The organism is Bacteroides faecium (genome assembly GCF_012113595.1).
In the GTDB taxonomy this organism is placed as follows: Bacteria; Bacteroidota; Bacteroidia; order Bacteroidales; family Bacteroidaceae; genus Bacteroides; species Bacteroides faecium.
Window position 1 is genome coordinate 362,895 of record NZ_CP050831.1, and the last position, 12,162, is coordinate 375,056.

15 protein-coding genes are annotated in these 12,162 nt (G+C 38.7%); 9 read left to right on the forward strand and 6 right to left on the reverse strand.

Annotated elements, in window-relative coordinates; all coding sequences use genetic code 11:
- The first annotated feature begins 3 nt into the window (after positions 1–3).
- Positions 4–1,032 (forward strand): peptide-methionine (R)-S-oxide reductase MsrB, encoded by a 1,029-nt coding sequence (msrB, locus tag BacF7301_RS01435; protein WP_167959645.1) that lies wholly within the window; start codon positions 4–6, stop codon positions 1,030–1,032.
- Positions 1,033–1,173: 141 nt separating this feature from the next.
- Here msrB and BacF7301_RS01440 read toward each other — a convergent pair whose 3' ends face one another.
- Positions 1,174–1,692 (reverse strand): DUF3836 domain-containing protein, encoded by a 519-nt coding sequence (locus tag BacF7301_RS01440; RefSeq protein WP_167959646.1) that lies wholly within the window; start codon positions 1,690–1,692, stop codon positions 1,174–1,176.
- Between the two features lie 320 nt (positions 1,693–2,012).
- On the opposite strand from BacF7301_RS01440, the gene BacF7301_RS01445 reads away from it, so the two are divergent.
- Complete coding sequence (locus BacF7301_RS01445) at positions 2,013–2,246, forward strand: hypothetical protein (RefSeq protein WP_167959647.1); 234 nt, start codon at positions 2,013–2,015, stop codon at positions 2,244–2,246.
- Here the strand turns inward: BacF7301_RS01445 and BacF7301_RS01450 are convergent.
- Positions 2,214–2,615: a hypothetical protein gene (locus tag BacF7301_RS01450; protein WP_167959648.1), complete on the reverse strand. Its 402-nt coding sequence runs from the start codon at positions 2,613–2,615 to the stop codon at positions 2,214–2,216. The genes BacF7301_RS01445 and BacF7301_RS01450 overlap by 33 nt on opposite strands.
- 179 nt (positions 2,616–2,794) lie before the next feature.
- On the opposite strand from BacF7301_RS01450, the gene BacF7301_RS01455 reads away from it, so the two are divergent.
- The 7 genes from BacF7301_RS01455 to BacF7301_RS01485 all read left to right on the forward strand — a co-directional run bounded on the left by BacF7301_RS01455 (position 2,795) and on the right by BacF7301_RS01485 (position 8,418).
- On the forward strand, positions 2,795–3,703 hold the full coding sequence (locus BacF7301_RS01455) for an IS1595 family transposase (RefSeq protein ID WP_167959649.1): 909 nt from the start codon (positions 2,795–2,797) through the stop codon (positions 3,701–3,703).
- Positions 3,704–3,705: 2 nt separating this feature from the next.
- Positions 3,706–3,909 (forward strand): hypothetical protein, encoded by a 204-nt coding sequence (locus BacF7301_RS01460; protein ID WP_167959650.1) that lies wholly within the window; start codon positions 3,706–3,708, stop codon positions 3,907–3,909.
- Positions 3,910–4,225: 316 nt separating this feature from the next.
- Entirely contained in the window at positions 4,226–4,543 is a 318-nt protein-coding gene (locus BacF7301_RS01465) for a hypothetical protein (RefSeq protein WP_167959651.1), read from the forward strand.
- Between the two features lie 9 nt (positions 4,544–4,552).
- Positions 4,553–4,936, forward strand: coding sequence for a hypothetical protein (locus BacF7301_RS01470; protein WP_167959652.1), 384 nt, complete (start codon positions 4,553–4,555; stop codon positions 4,934–4,936).
- A 348-nt stretch (positions 4,937–5,284) separates the two neighbouring features.
- Positions 5,285–5,839 carry a hypothetical protein gene (locus BacF7301_RS01475; protein ID WP_167959653.1) on the forward strand — a complete coding sequence of 185 codons (555 nt, stop codon included), beginning with the start codon at positions 5,285–5,287 and terminating at the stop codon, positions 5,837–5,839.
- Between the two features lie 136 nt (positions 5,840–5,975).
- Positions 5,976–6,311, forward strand: coding sequence for a KilA-N domain-containing protein (locus BacF7301_RS01480; protein WP_167959654.1), 336 nt, complete (start codon positions 5,976–5,978; stop codon positions 6,309–6,311).
- A gap of 154 nt (positions 6,312–6,465) precedes the next feature.
- On the forward strand, positions 6,466–8,418 hold the full coding sequence (locus BacF7301_RS01485) for a biosynthetic peptidoglycan transglycosylase (RefSeq protein ID WP_167959655.1): 1,953 nt from the start codon (positions 6,466–6,468) through the stop codon (positions 8,416–8,418).
- A 27-nt stretch (positions 8,419–8,445) separates the two neighbouring features.
- Here BacF7301_RS01485 and BacF7301_RS01490 read toward each other — a convergent pair whose 3' ends face one another.
- The 4 genes from BacF7301_RS01490 to BacF7301_RS01505 form a co-directional block, all read right to left on the reverse strand.
- On the reverse strand, positions 8,446–9,756 hold the full coding sequence (locus BacF7301_RS01490) for a hypothetical protein (RefSeq protein ID WP_167959656.1): 1,311 nt from the start codon (positions 9,754–9,756) through the stop codon (positions 8,446–8,448).
- A 14-nt stretch (positions 9,757–9,770) separates the two neighbouring features.
- Complete coding sequence (locus tag BacF7301_RS01495; RefSeq protein WP_167959657.1) at positions 9,771–10,451, reverse strand: proline and serine-rich protein 1 family protein; 681 nt, start codon at positions 10,449–10,451, stop codon at positions 9,771–9,773.
- A gap of 31 nt (positions 10,452–10,482) precedes the next feature.
- Entirely contained in the window at positions 10,483–11,160 is a 678-nt protein-coding gene (locus tag BacF7301_RS01500; RefSeq protein WP_167959658.1) for a proline and serine-rich protein 1 family protein, read from the reverse strand.
- Between the two features lie 116 nt (positions 11,161–11,276).
- A complete protein-coding gene (locus BacF7301_RS01505) occupies positions 11,277–12,116 on the reverse strand; it encodes a CvfB family protein (protein ID WP_167959659.1) in 840 nt (279 codons plus the stop codon).
- Positions 12,117–12,162 lie beyond the last annotated feature (46 nt).

A 12,162-nucleotide genomic window follows, 5' to 3' on the forward strand; every position in this document is an offset into this window, starting at 1 on the left:
GATATGAAACATTTTATTATCTTAGTGATTCTGATGATTAGTAATATATTTTTAGGAGTTGCTAAACCAATGAAAAATCAAGCAGAAATCTATTTCGCAGGGGGATGTTTTTGGGGAACAGAACATTTTCTGAAGCAAATAAGAGGAGTAGAAAGTACTCAGGCAGGATATGCCAACAGTATTGTAGATAATCCTAGTTATGAACAGGTATGTTCGGGAAAGACGAATGCAGCCGAAACGGTGAAAGTGGTCTATGATCCCGAAGTCGTCAATTTGACTTTATTGCTCGATTTGTATTTTAAAACAATCGACCCGACTAGTCTCAACCGACAAGGCAATGACCGTGGTACACAGTACAGAACAGGAATTTATTATACCGATAAAGCCGATGTGCCTGTCATTAATCAGGCTATTCAGGTGCTGGCAACCCAATATAGAAGCCCTATTGCCATAGAAGTGAAGCCACTGACCAACTTCTATCCGGCAGAAACTTATCATCAGGATTATTTGGACAAAAATCCAAACGGATATTGTCATATCAATCCGGCTTTATTCGAAATGGCACGAAAGGCCAACGCTCCCCAAACGAAGAGTTATCAAAAGCCGGATGATGCAACTTTACGGAAAAAGCTATCAGCAGAACAATACGCTGTTACTCAAAAAAGCGCTACTGAACCAGCATTCCATAACGAATACTGGAACGAGCATCGCCCGGGTATTTATGTCGATATCACTACCGGTGAGCCACTGTTTGTTTCCACTGACAAGTTCGATTCGGGTTGTGGATGGCCTAGCTTCTCCAAACCGATTCAAAAAGACTTGATTGCAGAGAAAAAAGACTCTTCTTATGGAATGCTCCGGACAGAGGTACGCAGTAAAAGTGGTGACGCTCATTTGGGACATGTATTCACAGACGGTCCAAAAGACAAAGGCGGACTTCGCTATTGCATTAACAGTGCTTCACTCCGCTTTATCCCAAAAGAAAAGATGAAAGAAGAAGGTTATGGAGAATATTTGCCGCTCGTCAAGTAAACGCTGCGTAGATAGACTGAAATAGATAATACTTTATTCAGATAATTATAAACGGTGGATTATCCCGAAAAGGACATCCACCGTCTTTTTAATGCAAATTAAATTAGAGAGAGAAAAAAGAGTTTCACAACTCCATATATTTTATCTGTCGGCAATCAACAGACTGGCTTCATTCATAGCCGGTGTAGCTGTATTAATAGCCCAGTTGGCACCGGCTTCTTCAGTCCATTTATAGTCATTCCATTTGTAGTTCATATAAGCTATCGGCATATTAGCATCATTCAGTTCATATACGCTCTTTTCTACCGATGCATCGTAAGCTTTGTGAGAGTCGTTCCAACGTGCATATACCAATGTGATTTCATTAGAAGTATAGGTATAGTTTATCTTGAAGTACGGAGTCCATTTTTCACTGGCAGCATCCCATTTGAAAGCCTCTTTTGCAGACATTCTCTTCTGATCGTCATAAGTAAAATCATATTTCATGTGACGGTAAAGAGAACCGTCCAGTCTGTAAATCACCTTCGAAACAACAAGATCACCCACTTTTTCTTCATTAGTAATGAAGTTATTGTCTTGTGCTTTCACTTCCGCATTAGCAATACCTGCAAATACCATAGCAACTAAAACGATTATTCTGAATAATACTGTAGTTTTCATAATTGTATATTTTTTATTGTTCAACATTCTGTTTTTGCTCTTCTGTATGTTAGACGGAACGTCCACCTCAAACGGTTGCAACTTTCTGAACTTTTTTCTTCTTTTTTTGCTTTCCGCTTTCGGCTATATAAATGCAATGGACGTGCCAAATAGATAACTATCTAATAATCAGCGAGAACATCAAACAATCAGGTGTACGGAAATGAACAGTTGTACGCTTATAAGCGAACACACAAATAAAAAATAGGGCACTTATATACGACCCGACACCAATTAGTTAGGCCATAACAAAAAGTAATAACAATTAAAAATTAAAGATTATGGAAAAGAAAATTGAAGAAGAAGTAATAACTATTACAATAAAGTATATTTATAATGATAGTGGTTCTTTCTTTTATAAAAAGGAAAGGACTGTAAAAGTAGGTGATACTATAGTTTATACAGATAGTATGCCTATTGATGCAGACGTTCCCAATTTTAACACACTAGTGGATAAATTTGTTGAATGGTGTAGAAATGCTTCATTCTCCATTAATAAATGGAAGAGCTGTTGATATTGAGCCAACAATAGAAGCCATTTTTTGCACACTATCTAATGTTTCTCCAGATGTTTTTCCCGACAAATGCTTTAACTCTGCTGCCAATTTATCTAAATTAGAATTTAAAATATCTTCTTGAAAGGTAAATCCACCACGAAATAACATATCATCGGCTTCTGTTTGTGCAGTTATATCGTATGTACTTCCATAATGTATGTTTATTTTGCATAAGTTAAGTCGTGCAAACTGATTTATCATTTTTTCAATACAAATTGATGTGGTATTCAATTCATTCGCCATTAAATTGCAATCAATCGGTATGCGAATATTATCGTTGTTAACAATATAATCTAAAAGCTGGTCTTTCATCTGCGGGGTTATCATACTTTCTGTGTTTATATTTCTGCAAAAATACTGTTTATAGTTTATAAACGGTAATAGTTCTGTATGTTCTGCAAGGATGTTTTTTAGCATCCTTGAAGAACTTCTCTGAAAATATGTGGCAAATTACTTGCATATGTCGTTGAGTTTTAGTATATTTAGGTAGTTAAAACATTGACATTATGAAAGGCAAGAGTTTATACACAATGTTCTCAGAAGCTCTTTCAAGTGAAGAAAAAGCTATCAAGTACTTTGAGAAAATGAGATGGGACGGCAAGATAGTATCACCATTTGACCCGACATCTAAGGTGTACAAATGTGGTAATGGGAAATATAAATGCAAGAATACTGGAAGATACTTCGATGTAAAAACAGGTACTCCACTTGCAAATACCAAATTGCCTATGACAAAGTGGTTACTTGCAATGTTTTTGTTCCAAGCGGATAAAGGTGGCATTTCTTCGTGTCAATTAGCTCGTATCTTAGAGATAACTCAAAAATCCGCTTGGCATATGCTTATGAAAATTAGAGAGTTCGCTGCAAAAGCAAATGTAAATAATTCTAAGTTATCGGGTGAAGTTGAGATAGACGAAACATTTGTAGGTGGTAAAAACAAGAATCGCCATAAAGACAAGAAAGTAGAAAAATGTCAAGGACGTAGTTACAAGGATAAAGTCCCTGTATTTGGAATATTAGAAAGAGATGGAAAGGTAATAGCTAAAGTCGTTCCTAATACCCAATGCAAAACATTAGTCCCAATCATTAAAGAATGTGTTGAGGAAGGAAGTGTTGTATATACCGATGGATGGGATTATAACGGTTTACATGGAAAATATGAACAAAGGTCTGTTGACCATGAGAGCCATTTCTACGGTACAACTTATGCGACTGAGTTTGGAGAGATAATAATGGTTAGCACTAATGGTATCGAAAATGTATGGTCGCATTTTGACAGAATGATGTTAGGAACGTATATTCGAGTAAGCAAAAAACATTTGCAAAAGTATATTGATGAATTTATTTTCCGATTTAACACTCGGAATTTCACCGATTCTCAAAGATTTAATTTACTTTTGCGTAATGTTGCTTAATTATGGGAAAGAAAAAGTTTAATAGTATAGCAGAAGCCTATTGGGAGATGAAGAAACAAAAAATCTCCGAAGAGGAATTTCAGGAAATTCTAGAAGGAATGAATGAAACACTTAAAAAGTATCCTTACCCGGAGAAGGTTGCAGGTCTGAAAGAAATCGTATCAGTATCTACAAAGATGCCCAAACAGAAAAAGAAGAAGGATTAACCGTTTGTAATTTATGAAGTTATTCTTATATTTGCAGCGTATCATCGAATAGGTGGTACGCTTTTTACATATTATAGCCTAATCGCCATCGAACTACCACCTTGAAAGCAATAAGGCTATTTGAACTCACTTATGGGTGTATTGCGTTTATACGCCAATATACTGGCGTGGACTTTTGCCTATAAGTGAGTAGGGTGTGGTAGCCCTCGATGGCGTTAGGCATTAGCTCTACGCCTTTTTCATATATATGCGTGAGATTAATGCTAATAGATTAGAAACATTATTTTTTAGTATTAACCAATAAAACACAAGTGTTATGAAAAAGATTTTTATCCTTGCAGCATCAGTATTGTTCATCTCTAGCTGTAATATGAAGAAAAGCAATCCTGAACAAGCATTACAAGATTCAATTAAAGTAGCCGATTCGATTTCCGTATTAGAATACGAAAAAGAACAAGCAATGGACGACGATGATGAAATTAGAACTTCAAGAGGTTATTCTACTGACCCTAACTACAAGCCTACAATTAGTTCTGATGGTAAATATCACACAATAGATGGTAAGGCTAGGCAAAAACAGTTCCAAGGTAGTTTAGAACAAAAACAACAACTTGAAATGATGGATAATTATTAATCAATTATTATGGAAACAAACATGGAGACACAAGAAGATAAACTGTATTGCCCAGTTTGCGGTAGTACACAACTTACAGCCAATAAAAAGGGCTTTGGGGCAGGAAAAGCAGTTGCAGGAGCAGTATTAACAGGTGGAGTCGGATTACTAGCAGGATTTATAGGTAGTGGAGATGTGAAAATAACCTGTTTAAATTGTGGATGCCAATGTAAGCCGGGACAACTTAAAACATCTCCATTGAGTGAATATGAAAAACAAGGTTATTATAATATGCTTAGAATAAAAGCAGAAGAAAAGAAAAAAGCGGAAGAACCCATGAGTACTGGCGGTTGTATAGTATTAGTCATTTGTGTTCTAGTTTGGATATTAATAGGAGTAGCAACATGTAAATAAGTTATAATTAAACATCAACATCAATAGGCATTTTGCTTGAAAATGTCTTTAGATGTATTTTGATTTAATTTAGATATGTAATTTAGTATATTATTTAGTATTGGTACTACTAAACTGACACAATGCCTACTACTAAACTGACAGTTTACCCTACTACTAAATTGACACACTATACTACTAAATTGACATATGCCTACTACTAAATTGACAGTAATATTTTGCTTAACCAAAAGCAATTAGTATATTTGCAAAGTGAACAGGGGTAGACATGGAGTAGCTACCTGTCGAAAGAGTCCGCAACTACTTTCCCCTGTCGCTTTGTATAATAGTTGCGTCAATTTAGTTGCAATGAATGTTATATTTTACACTTGTCTTTTCGGCAATAAGAATCTGCCGGAAATTAATGATAAGATTATATACTCTTATCTAGTTTATAAATCAATATCAGAAATCGAAAGTGTCTTTGATTATGAAGGTAGTTTTAATCAAGAAACACTAATGGAATATTTTGACGAGTATAATTATTCTACTTTGTATGAAATATCACCTTATAAAATAGCAAAAGATTTATCATTATCTATAAATACGGTAAAAGCTAGATTACGTTATTTAATTCATTCCAACATTTTAGATTGCGACAATAATATATACATATTGCCTAAAATTAAAAATAGCACATATTTTAAATTAGAAATGGAAACTGGATTGAAGGGTAATGATTTAGTCGTTTATTCATTTTTACTTGGAAAGGCAGAAAGATTTCATGGGAAAATAACAACTTATAATGGAATACAATGTAAAGAATTGGGCATGAGTAAGAAAAACTACGAGAAAGTATTATGTAGTTTATCACAAAAAGGATTTATTTACAGAGATAAAAATAACGCATTATTAATAAACTAAATCAAAAAAAAGTATGAGACAAAAGTGGAAGATTGAAAAATAATTGCTATCTTAGCGGTCGAAAAAGAAACAGGCTCTTTCCAGTTAACACCAACTAGGAAGAGCTTTTTTATTTATAAGTATAAATGAAACAAATATGGCTGATAAAGAACCAAACTTTCAAATGACATTTGCCTTTATTGATAGGCAAATAGATAACAATGTTATCCAACAAAGGTTGTTAGATGGATACATTAATGGTACTGCTATATGTAAGTCTGCTGGAAAGGAAATGAAACATTATCTTTCTAATCAGACAACAAAAGAGTATCTATTTGAATTATCTTCCGAAGTCGGAATTCCGACTTCGGCTTTAATTCAGATAGTTAGAGGTGGAATTCCTGAATTACAAGGAACTTGGGTACATCCTTATGTCGCTACACATTTAGCACAATGGTGTGGAAAATTTCACACCATTCCAAGAGATAATTAACAAAAGTATAACTAAAAGTTATGGCACAAGGCTAGGTGTGGAGTCGGATATAAGTGCCAAAAATAGATGTATAGCTCTAAAAATGAGCCAATTCACATTTTGTTGCCCGAATTATTATCTACCTTTGCAACGATTACTACATCAAGAAAAGAAGATGGAAACATCCAGTAAAAAAAGAATTGTCATTCTGTCGGCCATCGGTATCCTGTTTACCAGCCTCATCTGCCTTTACGGATTCCGCAATGTCATTTTACGTAATATAGTTGATAAACGCACCGCACGTATCGAACAAACTCACGGTTTGCGACTTCATTATCAGCAACTGCAAATGAAAGGATGCAACGAGATTGTCTTGCAAGGACTTTCTGCCGTACCCGAGCAGCGCGATACTCTCCTAGAGTTACAATCTGTCAACGTAAAACTAAACTTTTGGAAATTACTTAAAGGAAATATCGAAGTACGCAACGTTCGCATGGATGGTCTGGCAATCAACTTTATCAAGCGCGACACAATAGCCAACTACGACTTTCTTTTTCTAAAACGACAGCAACAAGCAGAACCGGAACCAGTCATAGAAAGCAACTATGCCGGTCGCATTGACCGGATATTAAACCTGATTTACGGTTTCCTGCCCGAAAACGGACAACTTATCAACCTTGATATAACCGAACGCAAAGATAGCAATTTTGTTGCAGTACATATCCCGTCTTTCGTTATCGAGAATAATCGCTTCCAATCAGCGATTAAGATTCAGGAAGATACGCTCTCACAACAACAATGGCAAGCGACAGGAGAACTGAACAGAAAAGTGCATACATTAAAAGCAACTCTCTTTGCCCCGGCGAAAAAGAAAGTATCACTACCTTATATTGCCCGCCGTTTTGGAGCAGAAGTCACTTTCGACACCCTGTCTTATAGCATGACCAAAGAGAAACGCGCCGATAACCAACTATTTCTTAATGGAAAAGCCAAAGTAAACGGATTGGATGTTTATCACAAAGCCCTCTCTCCCGAAGTTATCCATCTTGACCGTGGACAACTTAGCTATGAAATGAATGTGAGCAACCATGCTTTCGAACTGGACAGCACTACCACCGTCGCATTCAACAAACTCCAGTTTCACCCTTACTTACGTGCCGAAAAAGAAAAAGGAAACTGGCATTTCACCGCAGCAGTCGATAAATCATGGTTTCCGGCAGATAACCTGTTCAGTTCCTTACCCAAAGGATTATTCAACAACCTGGAAGGCATGAAGACCAGCGGCGAATTAGCTTATCACTTCTTGCTGGATATTGATTTTGCCCAACCGGACAGTCTTAAACTGGAATCGGAACTGAAAGAGAAGAATTTCCGGATTATAGAATTCGGCACCACGCCGCTTTCCAAGATGTCAGGAGAATTTATATATACGGCTTATGAAAACGGAATACCGGTACGCACTTTCCCCATCGGACCGTCTTGGGAGCATTTCACTCCTTTGGACAGCATTTCACCTATCCTGCGAATGTCCATGATGCAAAGTGAAGACGGAGCTTTCTTTTATCATCATGGCTTTCTGCCCGATGCCTTACGTGAAGCGTTGATTTATGATTTGCAAGTAAAACGTTTTGCCCGTGGTGGAAGTACGATTACGATGCAGCTAGTGAAAAATGTATTCCTGAACAGAAATAAGAATTTTGCCCGTAAACTGGAAGAAGCGCTTATCGTATGGCTTATAGAAAGCCAAAGACTGACTTCTAAAGAACGGATGTACGAAGTATATCTGAATATTGCCGAATGGGGACCACTTATTTACGGCATCCGGGAAGCTTCCGCTTTTTACTTCAATAAACGTCCTTCACAACTAAATACCGAAGAAAGTATCTTCCTTGCTTCCATCATTCCCAAGCCAAAGCATTTCCGCAGTTCCTTCACCGAAGACGGACAATTGAAAGAGACTATGGAAGGCTATTATAAACTGATTGCCGGACGTCTCGCACAGAAAGGGCTGATAAGTGAAATCGAGGCGGATACTATCCGCCCCGATATCCAAGTTACGGGCGATGCCCGGAATAGTCTAGCCGGCGAGAAGCCGGAGTCTAGTTCTCCTACCGCTGAGGAGCAATGATAATGATATTAATAATAAAGGAATAGGTTATCTTCTTGAACCGTTACCTCTTTCAGATGAACGGGAAGAGCTTGTGTTACTGCTTCTCGTACTTCCTGAAGAAGAACGTTTTTCTGTTTGTCCTCTGGAAACATTACTCCGGCTGGAGCTACTATTGCTTCGGGCGGAACCGGAATTTCTGTTACCCCGGCTGGAACTGGTGCTACTGCTACTACGGCTGGAACTATCGGTTATCCGACTGGAAGAACTATTGGTTCTTTCGGAACTGCCGTTTCTATTAGAGGAACGACTTTCACTTCGTCTGCTTGAGCTTCCCGTTGAACTATTATTTGTACGTCCACTTTCACGATTGGAACTTGAAGTAGTAGAGCTTCCACTTGTTGGTCTACGACTTGAGCCAGTTGAGCTTGAATTCGTCTCCGGTCGACGATGGGAATTTCCCTCGCCTCTGTTATTGTTTCTATCAGGCTTAACCTCTTTATTCGGTTTTTCATTCCCGGACGGAGTCGATGGTCTGGTAGAAGTTGATGGTCTATGTTCTGTTCCGGGACGAGAACCTGTTGACGTTCCGGGACGTGAAGAATTGCCGGGGCGCGATGAGGAACCGGGACGCGTTGTTGTTCCAGGTCGGGTTGACGTCCCCGGACGAGTAGTAGTCGATGAACCCGGACGGGAAGAATTCCCCGGACGTACAGCAACTCCCGGACGGGTAGGCGCATTGTGCGGACGATTGGAAGAATTCGGACGAAAATGAACCGACCCAAAATCCGAACGGCGATAAGAGTGATATACTCTCTCATCCCTCACCCGATGCGGCGTAGAATAATGGTGGAAATTATTATACCGCCCCCGATAATAACTTGTATGATGGATATACGGGCGATAATGTGCTCCACAATAAGTACGATAATGATAAGGTACTCCGAAATAGAACAAGCTACGATTCGGATAATTGACATAAACACGGAAATTCCATCTTCCTCCGGTTACGTATATCGGCCGATAGAAATAATCAGCTCCCATAAACCGGCGATACTGTACATCACTCAATACCCAACGAAGATCATCATTACGAATATCCAATGCTTCATAGTAATCATCCAATGCCCATTCATAGCCACGTGCCACATAATCCATTATATTACGGACAGAATAAATAAAGTCGTAATTAATCTCATATGCATCATTATATTGTTGAGTGCTCAAATTCATCTCATATGCCATCTTATCTGTAAGAAAACGTGTTTCCTTACGCACTTTGCTGGTACTCATTCCAGCCATCACGGTCATACTGGCACCCAGACCGACAGCAAAGAGTAAAAACAGTATTCGCTTCATAATTCAACCTCCTATCATTTATTATTCTGATGATACTCCTTGATAAACTTACGCACCTCATCTTTATATATATTAGTGAATAAGATATCAATCACCTTGTTAAAATTCTGCTTATCCCTTACATACGGATACAACATCTTCATCACATCCACTTGATCGGGAGTATAAGAAAATTCTTTTACTATTGCCACACATTGAGTTGAATTGACATCATGATTTCCTAGCATACCGTTAATCAACTTCTTTTGGTCATCACTCATAATCGTGAATTTCAACTTATCTATGAAAGCATCAAACTCCTTCTCAGTCATCAAACGTATTTCCTTGACCGGTTCATTGCCGGGAAAGACTTGAACGGTATTGCTGACAGGCGGGGGGACAACGACCGGATGCGGCGAAGGTCTGCCGTAACCTCTGAATGTATCCATACTTGACACTTCACCGTTTGAAAATTGGACGACAATCGTCATCGGTTCGCTCGTTAAGACAGGTGTTCCGCCGTCACGATGAAATTCCCACTCTTCCATATCTCCGTCAAACCGCCGATAGTCGGGCTTGCCTAAAATAGCTTCTACCTCCCGTTGAGACATTCCCTGATGTATCCCCATCACTTGTTTGGTAGATATGTAGCTCGTAAAACAACTACTGACCAGTAGCCCTACTGCCAAACACAGGATAATATGTATCTTTTTCATAACTGTATCGTTTTTAATTAGTTAACCAATATCAGCGTCTTCCATAGTTCTGAACAAACTTATTCATCTCATCCTTATTTGAAGAGAATGTCAGCGTAGAAATTACCGTAAAGAAAGCCTCTTTATCAACAATCCGGGGATACATCATCTTCATAATCTCCATCCGGTCATCATCAAAAGTATAGAGTTTCGTCAGTTGGAGACATTGACCGGAAGTAAAATCCGAACTTGCCAATGCTGCATTTATCAACGCTATGCGGTCATCTTTGAAAGGTTCTTTCTTCACATTACTAAGGAATGTCTGGAAGAGTCGGTTGTCCATCACTCTGTCGTGTCGGTCATAATCCGGACGATGTACACCGTGTCCCGGACGTCCGGGTCTGTTGTCCGGGCGTATCTCGTCACGTCCATCCACCATTATCTCTTTTACACCATTTCCGTCGAAATAAACACGTTCATTATACAATCTCTCCCCTCTCCATGCCCGCTCTCCCGGACGGGTAAAACGGGTAGCATACACTTCAACAGTATAATATCCCGATCTCAGGTTGGCAACGAAACAAGTAGTAGTCGGCAGGCACATCTGATTTCCGCCAAAGTAAACAAGAATCGGAGTGTTTCCGCCGTCGATACGGATTCCGCTGATAGATTGTGCCTTTAAGGAGAGAGCAGCGAACAGGATACAGAAACTTATTATTATCTTACGCATAGCATATCTAGTTTTTTATTATTAATATCTTTAATCTTATACCACAAAAATAGGGCGAGGAAACTCCCCACCCCAATGATTCTCTCTATTCGTATGTAGGGATTTCCCTATTCTGTTTAGGATTCCGCCAAAGTAATGCCATCCTCGTGCAGAGAAATCAAACGTTTCTTATACAAGTCGCCCACTCCTTTTTTGAAGGTCTTCTTGCTCACACCGAACGTATCATAAATATCTTCCGCAGGGCTTTTATCATTCAGATTGATTCGTCCGCCCTGCTCTTTGATATAATCCAGCAATATTATCGAGAAATCATCAATCTTCTCAAAACCCGGTTTCTGAAGAATCAAGTCTACCTTACCATCTTCACGCACCTGTTTCACGAAAGCTTTCATCTCCATCCCTGTCTCCAGCGAAGTGAATATTTCATTCTCATACAGCAAGCCGCTATACTTATTATCTATAATAGCCTTAAAACCCAAGTCTGTTTTCTGCCAGATAAGGATATTCACCTCATCGCCCGAAGCATACTCCGGTTTGTCTTTCGACAGATAACGTTCCACCTTTGCGGAAGCCACGATACGATAACTTTCCTCGTCCAGGTGCGCATGAACCACATACTTGCGTCCCACCTGCATTTTCATCTTCTGTTCTCTGAACGGAACAAACAAGTCCTTCATCAGTCCCCAGTTCAAAAAAGCCCCGTATTCATTTACCCACGATACTTCGAGACAAGCAAACTGACCGACCTGCACATACGGGGTCAACGTCGTCGCAATCAGTCTTTCATCCATATCCAGATAAAGAAACACATTCAAAAAATCTCCGATATTACAATCCTCAGGCACATAGCGGGTGGGCAACAAAATCTCACCTTCCTCTCCACCATCAAGATACATACCGAAGTCTACTTCCTTCACAACTTCAAGCTGATTGTATTTTCCTAATTCGATGCTCATATTCTTATTATACTCTATTTTATTACTCTTATTAAATACAAAGATA

What these genes read in the sequence shown, in the direction of transcription:
- BacF7301_RS01490 (WP_167959656.1), bottom strand. Translation starts at nt 9,756, where the DNA reads ATGAAGCGAATACTGTTTTTACTCTTTGCTGTCGGTCTGGGTGCCAGT.
- BacF7301_RS01475 (WP_167959653.1), top strand. Translation starts at nt 5,285, where the DNA reads ATGAATGTTATATTTTACACTTGTCTTTTCGGCAATAAGAATCTGCCG.
- BacF7301_RS01450 (WP_167959648.1), bottom strand. Translation starts at nt 2,615, where the DNA reads ATGATAACCCCGCAGATGAAAGACCAGCTTTTAGATTATATTGTTAAC.
- BacF7301_RS01455 (WP_167959649.1), top strand. Translation starts at nt 2,795, where the DNA reads ATGAAAGGCAAGAGTTTATACACAATGTTCTCAGAAGCTCTTTCAAGT.
- BacF7301_RS01480 (WP_167959654.1), top strand. Translation starts at nt 5,976, where the DNA reads ATGGCTGATAAAGAACCAAACTTTCAAATGACATTTGCCTTTATTGAT.
- BacF7301_RS01470 (WP_167959652.1), top strand. Translation starts at nt 4,553, where the DNA reads ATGGAAACAAACATGGAGACACAAGAAGATAAACTGTATTGCCCAGTT.
- BacF7301_RS01440 (WP_167959646.1), bottom strand. Translation starts at nt 1,692, where the DNA reads ATGAAAACTACAGTATTATTCAGAATAATCGTTTTAGTTGCTATGGTA.
- BacF7301_RS01445 (WP_167959647.1), top strand. Translation starts at nt 2,013, where the DNA reads ATGGAAAAGAAAATTGAAGAAGAAGTAATAACTATTACAATAAAGTAT.
- BacF7301_RS01460 (WP_167959650.1), top strand. Translation starts at nt 3,706, where the DNA reads ATGGGAAAGAAAAAGTTTAATAGTATAGCAGAAGCCTATTGGGAGATG.
- BacF7301_RS01505 (WP_167959659.1), bottom strand. Translation starts at nt 12,116, where the DNA reads ATGAGCATCGAATTAGGAAAATACAATCAGCTTGAAGTTGTGAAGGAA.
- BacF7301_RS01485 (WP_167959655.1), top strand. Translation starts at nt 6,466, where the DNA reads ATGGAAACATCCAGTAAAAAAAGAATTGTCATTCTGTCGGCCATCGGT.
- BacF7301_RS01495 (WP_167959657.1), bottom strand. Translation starts at nt 10,451, where the DNA reads ATGAAAAAGATACATATTATCCTGTGTTTGGCAGTAGGGCTACTGGTC.
- msrB (WP_167959645.1), top strand. Translation starts at nt 4, where the DNA reads ATGAAACATTTTATTATCTTAGTGATTCTGATGATTAGTAATATATTT.
- BacF7301_RS01500 (WP_167959658.1), bottom strand. Translation starts at nt 11,160, where the DNA reads ATGCGTAAGATAATAATAAGTTTCTGTATCCTGTTCGCTGCTCTCTCC.
- BacF7301_RS01465 (WP_167959651.1), top strand. Translation starts at nt 4,226, where the DNA reads ATGAAAAAGATTTTTATCCTTGCAGCATCAGTATTGTTCATCTCTAGC.